At 70.6% G+C, this 10,232-nt stretch carries 9 protein-coding genes; 6 read left to right on the top strand and 3 right to left on the bottom strand.

Features of this window, described 5'->3' with window-relative positions; translation table 11 throughout:
* Positions 1–222, top strand: a 222-nt coding sequence (locus tag NS331_RS01370) for a TfoX/Sxy family protein (RefSeq protein WP_193758025.1), incomplete at its 5' end; no start/stop codon positions are given.
* Between the two features lie 16 nt (positions 223–238).
* Here the strand turns inward: NS331_RS01370 and NS331_RS01375 are convergent.
* A complete protein-coding gene (locus NS331_RS01375) occupies positions 239–1,324 on the bottom strand; it encodes a PA0069 family radical SAM protein (RefSeq protein ID WP_058640235.1) in 1,086 nt (361 codons plus the stop codon).
* 214 nt (positions 1,325–1,538) lie between these two features.
* Between NS331_RS01375 and NS331_RS01380 the strand changes: the two genes are divergently transcribed.
* The gene (locus NS331_RS01380) at positions 1,539–2,780 is read left to right on the top strand and encodes an efflux RND transporter periplasmic adaptor subunit (protein ID WP_242873615.1); all 1,242 of its coding nucleotides are present in this window, start codon (positions 1,539–1,541) and stop codon (positions 2,778–2,780) included.
* Positions 2,780–5,929, top strand: coding sequence for an efflux RND transporter permease subunit (locus NS331_RS01385; RefSeq protein WP_193758026.1), 3,150 nt, complete (start codon positions 2,780–2,782; stop codon positions 5,927–5,929). The genes NS331_RS01380 and NS331_RS01385 overlap by 1 nt, the downstream gene beginning before the upstream one ends.
* 102 nt (positions 5,930–6,031) lie before the next feature.
* On the opposite strand, the gene NS331_RS01390 is transcribed toward NS331_RS01385, so the two are convergent.
* The gene (locus tag NS331_RS01390) at positions 6,032–6,778 is read right to left on the bottom strand and encodes an AAA family ATPase (protein WP_058640237.1); all 747 of its coding nucleotides are present in this window, start codon (positions 6,776–6,778) and stop codon (positions 6,032–6,034) included.
* Between the two features lie 137 nt (positions 6,779–6,915).
* Between NS331_RS01390 and NS331_RS01395 the strand changes: the two genes are divergently transcribed.
* The 3 genes from NS331_RS01395 (at position 6,916) to NS331_RS01405 (ending at position 9,566) form a co-directional block, all read left to right on the top strand.
* Positions 6,916–7,410, top strand: coding sequence for a hypothetical protein (locus NS331_RS01395; protein WP_153012701.1), 495 nt, complete (start codon positions 6,916–6,918; stop codon positions 7,408–7,410).
* 38 nt (positions 7,411–7,448) lie between these two features.
* The gene (locus NS331_RS01400) at positions 7,449–7,820 is read left to right on the top strand and encodes a hypothetical protein (protein WP_058640239.1); all 372 of its coding nucleotides are present in this window, start codon (positions 7,449–7,451) and stop codon (positions 7,818–7,820) included.
* Between the two features lie 444 nt (positions 7,821–8,264).
* Entirely contained in the window at positions 8,265–9,566 is a 1,302-nt protein-coding gene (locus NS331_RS01405; protein WP_242873616.1) for a serine hydrolase domain-containing protein, read from the top strand.
* A 27-nt stretch (positions 9,567–9,593) separates the two neighbouring features.
* Here NS331_RS01405 and NS331_RS01410 read toward each other — a convergent pair whose 3' ends face one another.
* Entirely contained in the window at positions 9,594–10,124 is a 531-nt protein-coding gene (locus tag NS331_RS01410; protein ID WP_058640241.1) for a DinB family protein, read from the bottom strand.
* Between the last annotated feature and the right edge of the window lie 108 nt (positions 10,125–10,232).

Genomic DNA, 10,232 nt, shown 5'->3' on the forward strand with positions numbered 1-10,232 from the left:
CAGGCCGACTTCGACGCCCTGAGCCTGCCCGCCTTCAGCTACCAGCGCGAGGGCCGACCCGCCACCATCACCTCCTACCGCCAGGCACCGGAGGCGATGTTCGACGACGCCGAGGCCGCATTGCTGTGGGCCCGCCGGGCGCTCGAGGCGGCGCTGCGGGCGCAGAAGGCGAAGCCGGTCAGGAAGACGGCCTCGCCGCCCGCCTCGAAGGCGCGGCGCTGAGCGGCCGGCAGCCGCTTCAGAACAGGCTGCCCTGCCCCTGCGCCCCGAGCGGCCGGAACAGCGAGGTGTCCATGCCGATGCGCTCGCGGTTGAAGCCCAGCCGCGCCGTCGCCTTGGCGAAGCGCTGCGCCACCAGCTCGGCCCACAGGCCGCTGCCCTTCATGCGGCTGGCGAAGTCGGCGTCGTAGTCCTTGCCGCCGCGCATGTCCTGGATGCGCGCCATCACCCGCGCCGCGCGCTGCGGATAGTGCAGCGCCAGCCAGTCCTTGAAGAGCGGCGCCACCTCCCAGGGCAGGCGGATGACGGTGTAAAAGGCGCTGCGGGCGCCGGCGTCCCAGGCGGCCTCCAGCACCTGCTCCAGGTCGTCGTTGAGAAAGGGGATCTGCGGCGCCACGCTCACGCCCACCGGCACGCCCGCCTCGGCCAGGGTACGGATGGTGCGCAGCCGCCGCGCGGGCGAGGCGGCACGCGGCTCCAGCCGGCGGGCCAGGTCGCCGTCGAGCGTGGTGACCGTGACGTAGACGGCGGCCAGGCGCTGCGCGGCCATGGGCGCGATCAGGTCCAGGTCGCGCTCCACCCCGCTGGACTTGGTGACCAGCGCGAAGGGATGCCGCGCCTCCTGCAGCACCTCGATGACCGAGCGGGTCAGGCGCAGTTCGCGCTCGATGGGCTGGTAGCAGTCGGTGGCAGTGCCGATGGCGACGTGCGAGGGCCGGTAGCCGCGCCGGCCGAGTTCGGCACGCAGCACCTGGGCGATGTTGCGCTTGGCGATCAGCCTGGTCTCGAAGTCCAGCCCGGGCGACAGGTCGAGGTAGCTGTGCGTGGGCCGGGCGAAGCAGTAGATGCAGCCGTGCTCGCAGCCGCGGTAGGGATTGAGCGAGCGGTCGAAGGAGATGTCCGGCGAGTCGTTCTCGCTCAGGGCGGAGCGGGCATCCTCGAAGCGCACCTCGGTGGCCAGCGGCTCAGCGGCATCGGCGCCATCGGCATCCGCCGGCCAGCCGTCGTCGAAGGCGCGGCGCTCGTCGCGCGTGAAGCGATGGGCCAGGCGCGTGGCGGCGCCGCGGCCCTTGATGGCATGGAGAGGGATGTGGGCGTCGGCCATGGTGGGAAGGCGGGTGAAACGGGCCGCCGCATCGGCGCGGGCACGGCCTCGGATACTGGATTTTTATCCAGTTCACGAAGTCAGGCCCTACTGGGGTTTTCCCTCGAGCGCCGTGGGACATCCGTGAACTTTGCATGCCCTATACAGAAGCCGCTTACGCTTGCGCGCTTCGCGGGCGCCGCTGGCGCCCCGCCTCCTTCCGCCAGGACCCATCTTGAGCCGCATTCCCTCGCCGGGCGCACGCCGCGCCCTGACCTGCTTTTGTGCCGTCTCGCTCCTGCTGCTGGCGGGCTGCCGCAACGGCGATGCCCAGAAGAAGGCCGCCGCGCCCCCCCCGCCGCCCGAAGTGCTGGTGCAGGCCGTGCAGCCCGCCACCGTGCCGCTGCGCACCGAACTGCCCGGGCGCACCGCCGCCTTCATGGTGGCCGAGGTGCGGCCGCAGGTGGGCGGCATCATCCGCGCGCGGCCTTTCGTGGAAGGCAGCACGGTCAAGGCGGGCCAGGTGCTCTACGAGATCGACGCCCGCCCCTTCGAGGCCGAGGTGCAGCGGGCCGAAGGCGCGCTGGCCAATGCGCAGGCCACGGTCGCTTCCACCCGCGCGCTGGCCGAGCGCTACCGCCAGCTGCTGCCGCAGAACGCGGTGAGCCGGCAGGAGCACGACAACGCCATCGCGGCCTACGAGCAGGCCCAGGCCAACGTGAAGGTGCAGTCGGCGGCCCTCAACACCGCCCGCATCAACCTGCAGTACACGCGGGTGACGGCGCCCATCGCCGGCCGCACCAGCCGCAGCGCGGTCACGCCCGGCGCGCTGGTGTCGGCCGCGCAGGCCACGCCGCTGCTGACCATCTCGCGGCTGGACCCGATCTACGTGGACATCGCCCAGTCCAGCGCCGAAGTGCTCCGGCTGCGCCAGGCACTGGCCACCGGCCGCATCAGCCGCGAGGGCGACAGCCGCAAGGTGGCGCTGCTGCTGGAAGACGGCAGCCGCTACGCGCAGGAAGGCCGCATCAAGCTGGCCGAGGTGACGGTGGACCCGAGCAGCGCCTCGGTCACGCTGCGCGCCGAGTTCCCCAACCCCGACGGCCTGCTGCTGCCCGGCATGTACGTGCGGGCCGTGGTCGACGAAGGCACGACGCCGCAGGGCATCGTGGTGCCGGCCTCGGCCATCCAGCGCGACCGGCGCGGCAACCCGACGGTGCGCGTGGTGGGCGACGGCGACAAGCTGGAGGTGCGCCCTGTCGTCACCGGACGCCCGGTGGGCACCGGCTGGCTGGTGGCCGAAGGCCTGAAGGCCGGCGACCGGCTGGTGCTGGAGGGCGCGCAGAACGCGCAGGCCGGCGCCGCGCTGCGCGTGAAGACGGCGCCGGCCGCGGGCGCCGGCCCGAATGGCGGGAATGCCGCCACCGCCGCGCCCACGGCGAATGCCGCCAACGCCGCACCGCGCAGCAACCCATGATCTCGCGCTTCTTCATCGACCGGCCCATCTTCGCCTGGGTCATCGCCATCACGATCATGCTGGCGGGCGCGCTGGCCATCCACCTGCTGCCCGTCACGCGCTACCCGGTGGTGGCGCCGCCGGCCGTGAGCATCAATGCCTTCTACCCCGGCGCCAGCGCGCAGACGGTGGAGAACAGCGTCACCCAGGTCATCGAACAGCAGTTGACCGGCCTGGACGGCTACCTCTACATGTCGGCGCGCAGCGACTCGACGGGCCGCGTGTCCATCTTCGTGAGCTTCGAGCCCGGCACCAACCCCGACACCGCCCAGGTGCAGGTGCAGAACCGCGTGCAGCAGGCCCTGCCCCGCCTGCCGCAGCAGGTGCAGGACCAGGGCGTGACGGTGCGCAAGGCCGGCGTGGCGCCCGACCTGATCGTCACGCTCTACGACAAGACCGGCCAGCTCTCGCCCGGTGACATCGCCGACTTCCTGGTGAGCGACCTGCAGGACCCGATCAGCCGCATCGACGGCATTGGCGAGGTGTCGGTGATCGGCGGCCAGTACGCCATGCGCATCTGGCTCGACCCGCACAAGCTGCGCGGCTTCTCGATGACGCCGGGCGACGTGCAGACGGCCATCACCCAGCAGAACGTGCAGCTGGCCGCCGGCTCGGTCGGCGCAGCGCCGGCCGTGGACGGCCAGAACTTCAGCGCCGTGCTCACCGCCCAGTCGCGCTTCCGCACGCCGGACGAGTTCCGCAACATCCTGCTGCGCACCAACCGAGACGGCTCGCTGGTGCGCCTGTCGGACGTGGCGCGGGTGGAGATCGGCTCCGAGAACTACAACTTCACCGGCCGCTACAACGGCTACCCGGCCTCGGGCGTGGTGGTGCGCTTGGCGCCCACGGCCAACGCGCTGGAAGCCATCGCCGGCGTGAAGGCCGCGGTCGACAAGATGCGCGGCCAGTTCCCGCCCGGCGTGGACGTGTCCTATCCGCTGGACACCACGCCCTTCGTCGAGCGCGCCATCAAGGACGTGATCAAGACGCTGGTCGAAGGCATCGTGCTGGTGGTGCTGGTGATGTTCCTGTTTTTGCAGAACTGGCGCGCCACGCTGATCCCGGCGATTGCCGTGCCGGTGGTGCTGCTGGGCACCTTCGGCGTGCTGGCGGTGGCGGGCTTCACCATCAACATGCTCACCATGTTCGGCATGGTGCTGGCCATCGGCCTGCTGGTGGACGACGCTATCGTGGTGGTGGAGAACGTCGAGCGCATCATGGAAGAGGAGCACCTCTCGCCCAAGGAGGCCACGCGCAAGTCCATGGGCGAGATCACCGGCGCGCTGATCGGCATCGGCGTGGTGCTGTCGGCGGTGTTCCTGCCCATGGCCTTCTTCGGCGGCGCCACCGGCATCATCTACCGGCAGTTCTCGATCACCATCGTGTCGGCCATGGTGCTGTCGGTGCTGGTGGCGCTGGTTCTCACGCCGGCGCTGTGCGCCACGCTGCTCAAGCAGCATGCGGGCGACGCGCCCAAGCCCAAGCGCACCACGGGCTTCTTCGGCGCCTTCAACCGCTTCTTCGACCGCAGCATGGACACCTACGAAGGTAGCCTGCGCAAGCGGCTGCCCAGGCGCTGGCTGTTCATGGCGATCTATGCGGTGATCTGCGCCGGCATGGCCGTGATGTTCATGCGCACGCCCACCGGCTTCCTGCCGGACGAAGACCAGGGGCGCCTGTTCGTGCAGTACAACCTGCCCGGCGGCGCCACGCTGGAGCAGACGCGCGAGGTGGCCGAGCGCGTGAGCCGCCACTTCACCGAGAACGAGAAGGACACCGTCGACGGCGTGTTCGTGTCGCCCGGTTTCACCAGCGCGGGCGCCGGCCAGAACCAGGGGCAGGGCTTCATCGCGCTCAAGGACTGGGAAGAGCGCCCGGGCCGCGAGAACACCGCCTTCGCGGTGCTGGAGCGGGCCGGCAAGGCCTTCGCCGGCGACCGGCAGGCGCGCATCTTCATGAGCGCGCCGCCGGCCGTGTCGGGCCTGGGCAACTCGGCCGGCTTCGACCTGCAGCTGCAGAACACCAGCGCCATGGACTACGAGCGCTTCCGCGGCATCCGCGACCAGCTGCTGGCCAAGGCGCGGCAGGACCCGCTGCTCACGCAGGTGCGCTTCCAGGGCCAGGAGGACCAGACCACGCTGCAGGTGGACATCGACCGGGCCAAGGCCGGCTCGCTGGGCATCACGCAGACGGACGTGAACTCGCTGCTGTCGATCACCTTCGGCGGCGCCTACGTCAACGACTTCATCGACCGCAACCGCGTCAAGCGCGTGTACCTGCAGGCCGACGCGCCCTTCCGCATGACGCCGGAGGACATCGGCATCTGGAGCCTGCGCACCAGCACCGGCGCCATGGCGCCCTTCGCCAGCGTCGCCACGCCGCGCTGGAGCTACGGCCCGATGGCGCTCACGCGCTACAACGGCCTGCCATCCTTCAACATCCAGGGCCAGGCGGTGCGCGGCGAAAGCTCGGGCGCGGCGCTGACCCGCATGGAGCAGCTGGTGGCCGAGCTGCCGTCGGGCGTGGGCTATGCGTGGACGGGCCTGTCGTACCAGGAGAAGCTGGCCTCGGGCCAGGCGTTGTCGCTGTACCTGATCTCGCTGCTGGTGGTGTTCCTGGCGCTGGCGGCGCTGTACGAGAGCTGGACCATCCCGGTCTCGGTGCTGCTGGTGGTGCCGCTGGGCATCGTGGGCGCGCTGGTGGCGGCCAACCTGCGGGGCATGGACAACGACATCTTCTTCCAGGTCGGCCTGCTCACCACCATGGGCCTGGCGGCCAAGAACGCGATCCTGATCGTGGAGTTCGCGGCCGAGGGCGAGCGGCGCGGCCTGTCGACCTGGGACGCGGTGATCCAGGGCGCCAAGCTGCGGTTGCGGCCCATCCTGATGACCTCCCTGGCCTTCGTGGCCGGCGTGGTGCCGCTGGCCATCGCCACAGGCGCGGGCTCCGGCAGCCAGAACGCCATCGGCACCGGCGTGATCGGCGGCATGATCACCGGCACCGTGCTGGCGATTTTCTACGTGCCGCTGTTCTACCTGCTGGTGCGGGCCATCGGGCGTCGCGGCGAGGCGAAGCCGCCGGCGACTGGCGAAGCGCGAGAGGCGCATTGAGGCGACGCTGCACGGGCTTGGCGCGGCCCGCGGCGCGGGCCCGGCACGAACCCGGCGGCAGCCGGGCCCATGCGGCGCATGAGGCCGCTGCGCGGTCCTGCCTCAATCCAGCAGGCGTTTGAGGAAGCGCTCCGGCTGCGCGAGGAAGTCGCGCGTCAGCTGGAAATGTTCCGTTTCCTCCGCCCGCACCCGCTGCAGCCCGGCTTCGCCGCACTGGTAGATCCAGGCGTCGGGATGGCTGATCAGGATGGGGGAATGCGTGGCGATGACGAACTGTGCGCCCTGCCCCGCCAGCGTGTGGATGCGCGCCAGGGCCGCCAGTTGCCGCTGGGGCGACAGGGCGGCCTCCGGCTCGTCAAGCAGGTACAGCCCTTCGCCACGGAAGCGCTCGGTGAGCAGGGCCATGAAGGACTCGCCATGCGACTGCGCGTGCAGCGAGCGGCCGCCGTAGCCCTCGATGACGCGCGCACCGAGGCCGGGCTCCGCGTCCATGCGCTCGATCTCCGTCGCCACGTTGAAAAAACTTTCGGCCCGCAGGAAGTAGCCGGTGCGCGGCCGGCGGAAGCCCTTGGCCACGCGCAGGAAGGCATGCAGCCCGGAATGCGAGGCATGGGTGCTGAAGGCGAAGTTGCGGCTGCCGCCCTCGGCGTTGAAGCCCAGCGACACGGCCAGCGCCTCCAGCAGCGTGGACTTGCCCGAGCCGTTCTCGCCGACGAAGAAGGTGAGCTTGGGATGAAGGTCCAGCTGGTCGAGGTGGCGCACCACCGGCAGGCAGAAGGGATAGACGCCGAAGTCGGCGACCTTGTCGCGCTGGAGCGTGATGCGGCTGACGAACTGGCTGGAGATCATGGCGGGAAGTATCGGTTGCGGCCTCGGCGCCGCTGCATCTGCCCAGCCGAGCGGAGGATGAGGGCGATCGGCGTCCTGACCACGCGTCGCCGATGTCCTACGCACGCCGGCCGTCGGTGGCGGCACAACAGCACTCCATGCCGAAAGACCTTGGCACCCATTCCAGCCCTGCCCGTGCGGCCCGCGCAGCGGTGGGCGTGCGACGCCTGATCTGGATGCTGACGCCGGCCACGGTCCTGCTCGCAGGCTGCCAGGGCACGGACGACCTCAGCCGCACCGGCTGCCTGCCGCTGCGCGTGCCCGCCACGGTGGTCCTTCAGCGCGAGACCGGCCTCTACCGCATCGGCGATGCGGAGATTCCGGTCCTGTCGGACGAGCCGCGCGACACGCGCAACGACGCCTTCCATCGCCGAAGCCTGCTGCGCCAAGTGCCGGCCGGCACACGCGTGACCATCGACCGGCTGACCCAGCGCTGGGGCTTCGACGCCGGCAAGGGCCGCATCAGTGCCTTCGGCACGCTTCCGACCGGCGAGCGCTTCGAGTACGGCTGGGGTGCCGGCACCGTCATCGGCCCGGCGCCCTGGGAGAGCGCCGGCCTGCCCAACCTGCGCACGGTGAAGTGCGCCGACTGAGCCATCCACCGCCTGCCACCGTCGTCCGGGAAAGATCCATGACCCTTCGCCGCACCACCATCACCCTGGGTTTCGCCATGGCCGCCTGTACGAGCGCCGTGGCCCAGTCGGTGCTGTACGTCGCCCGCCCGGCCATCGCGCTGAGCGTCAGCGACCGGACCGCCCCGCGCCAGTGGCCCGTCGAGTTCACCGTCACCATGCCCGATGGCAAGACGACCACCGCCATCGCAGCACCGCAGATGGGCGGCGAACGCGCAGGCACGGTGCACTACCCCAGCGACTTCGGCAACGCCGGCATGCACGTGGGCGACTATGGCTGGTCCGCCCGCGTCGGCGGCAAGGAGGTGATGCGCGGCAAGTTCAGCTACCGGCCGTCGAAGGAAGGGCAGCTGCTGTTCGTGCCGGGTTGAGCCCGGCACAGTCAGTTCCTCGACGCTCCCCAGCGTCCGACCCACGTATTTGCGAGCCCGGAACCGGCGGATTCTGGTACGGTCCGGCCATTCATCGGCCCTGGACTGGAGGCACGCATGCGCAAGACCGGAAAACTCCCGCGAGCGGCGTCGACCCCATTGACCGCGACGCTGGCGCTGCTCGCCCTGACCCTTGCCGGTTGTGGCGGCGGTGGCGGTGGCGGAGGCGGCGCACTGCCTATCACAGCCGCACCGGCGCCACAGGCGGCCAATTCGCCTGGGGCCTCGCCGGCACCCGTTTCCTGCGATGCGCAGCCATTCACCGCGCAACTGCCGGCCGCGACGGCGCTGAACGCCCGGGCGCGGTGCCTCGAACTCGACACGCCCTACGTCCCGCCTCCCGGCGACAGACTGGAACTCGACACCGCCGGCTATGCCAAGACCATGTGCTCGGCGGTCTTCATCACCGGCCTGGACATCGCCACGGCGAGGGAAAGCCTCGGCTACTTCGTCGCGCCCTACGCCCAGCGCCAGCGTGTCGGCGCGCCCGTGGTCGACCGGGCCCGGCAGGAAGTGCGCATCGCCATCCCGGGCGGTCCCACCCTGACCGCACGCTACGTCGGCAGCCAGGGCTGCATCACCCTGCCGCCCGGGCGGGACGACGTGTACTTCAAGCCCGTTCAGGTCAGGAGCACGCTCGGCGATCCGGCGACCCTGCCCTGGCCGATGGGCGACGTGCTGCCCACCACGCCGCTGCCGGTGGGCGTGGACGAGCGCCGGATCGCCCAGGCCGTCGATGCGGCATTCGCCAATCCGGAGGCCTACACCTCCGCGTTCGTCGTGACGCACAAGGGGCGCCTCGTGGGCGAGCGTTACCAGTCCGGGGTGGGCATCGGCACGCCGCTGGAGTCCTGGTCGATGGGCAAGAGCGTCACCGCCGCCCTCATGGGCGTGCTGATCCAGCAGAAGACCTATGCGCTCGACCAGCCGGCACCCATTCCGCAGTGGCAGGGCAAGGGCGACGGCCGGCAGGGCATCCGCATCGCCGACCTGCTGCGCATGTCGAGCGGACTGCGCATCAAGGCGCCGGACGATCCCGACTTCGACCCCAACGGCAGCTACCCCGACCATCTCTACTTCTACACGGGCCGCATCGATGCCTTCGACTACGCCGCCACCCGGCCGCAGCAGTGGCCGCCCAACACCGTGGGCCGCTACCGCAATACCGACCCGGTGCTGGTCAATTACCTGATCCGGCTCGCGGCCGAGAAGCGCGGCGAAGACTACTTGTCCTTCCCGCAGCGTGCCCTGTTCGACCGCATCGGCATCCGCACGATGACGATCGAGACGGACCCCTACGGCAACCTGCTGACCCAGGGCTACGACTTCATGTCTGCCCGCGACTGGGCCCGGCTGGGCAACCTCTACCTGCAGGACGGCGTGTGGAACGGCGAACGCATCCTGCCCGAGGGCTTCGTGCAGTTCGTGAGTTCGGTGGCGCCGGCCTGGGCGGCAGACAAGCGGCCGATCTATGGCGGCTTCTTCTGGATCAACGGCACCGGCGCGCTGGCGGCACCGGCCTCGGCGTACTACATGCTGGGCGCCGCCGGGCAGTTCGTGGTGATCGTGCCTTCGCACGACTTGGTGGTGGTACGCATCGGTTATTCCAAGGGCGAGCGCTTCGCCACCGCGACGCTGAACCAGGCGCTGTCGCTGCTCATGGGCGCGGTGCCGAGCCGGCCCTGAGCGTGTTCCGTCGCCGCGGGCTGCGCCTCAGCCCTCGTTCGGAATCAGCGCATTGAGGTCGGTCACGCCCACGTCCACGCCCGCCTGGAAGAGCAGCGTCGTCGCCTGCCCGCGGTGATGCGTCTGGTGGTTGAAGAAGTGCAGCAGCAGCGGCCCGAAGCGCTTGGCCTGTGCCACCCGGGCGGTGTTGCCGTATTCCAGCAGCACGGCCAGGTCGTCCTCGGCCAGGGCAGCCGGCAGTTCGGCGATGCGGCCGTCGATCCGCGCGCGCAGCGTGGCGAGGGCCGGAAAGGTATCGGCCAGGCCCTCGGTCAGCGACGACGGCGACGGCAGCCCGGCCATCGGCGCGCCCCAGTCGGCCAGTGCGGGATGCCGCGCGAAGCGGTGCAGCCAGATCAGGTCCGCCGCCACGATGTGGCCGAGCGTGCCGAAGATCGAACCGAAGAAGGCCCCGCGGTCCTGTTGCAGCGCGGCCTCGGGCAGTTGCGCTGCGGCGGCGTACAGCCGTTCGTTCATCCAGCCGTTGTAACGGGCCATCAGGTGGAAGGCGGCCAGCATCAGGGCTGGCCCTCGAAGCGCGGCATGTCGCCGGCCGGCGCCGCCCAGTCCAGGCAGCGCTGTGTCCAGATCTGGCGCATCGGGGCGCCGAGCTGCTGGCGCTGCACG

Source organism: Pseudacidovorax intermedius (assembly GCF_001476815.1).
Classification (GTDB): domain Bacteria; phylum Pseudomonadota; class Gammaproteobacteria; order Burkholderiales; family Burkholderiaceae_C; genus Xenophilus; species Xenophilus intermedius_A.

Coding starts and splice junctions, on each gene's coding strand:
- NS331_RS01395 (WP_153012701.1), top strand. CDS start 6,916: ATGCCGAAAGACCTTGGCACCCATTCCAGCCCTGCCCGTGCGGCCCGC.
- NS331_RS01405 (WP_242873616.1), top strand. CDS start 8,265: ATGTGCTCGGCGGTCTTCATCACCGGCCTGGACATCGCCACGGCGAGG.
- NS331_RS01375 (WP_058640235.1), bottom strand. CDS start 1,324: ATGGCCGACGCCCACATCCCTCTCCATGCCATCAAGGGCCGCGGCGCC.
- NS331_RS01410 (WP_058640241.1), bottom strand. CDS start 10,124: ATGCTGGCCGCCTTCCACCTGATGGCCCGTTACAACGGCTGGATGAAC.
- NS331_RS01390 (WP_058640237.1), bottom strand. CDS start 6,778: ATGATCTCCAGCCAGTTCGTCAGCCGCATCACGCTCCAGCGCGACAAG.
- NS331_RS01400 (WP_058640239.1), top strand. CDS start 7,449: ATGACCCTTCGCCGCACCACCATCACCCTGGGTTTCGCCATGGCCGCC.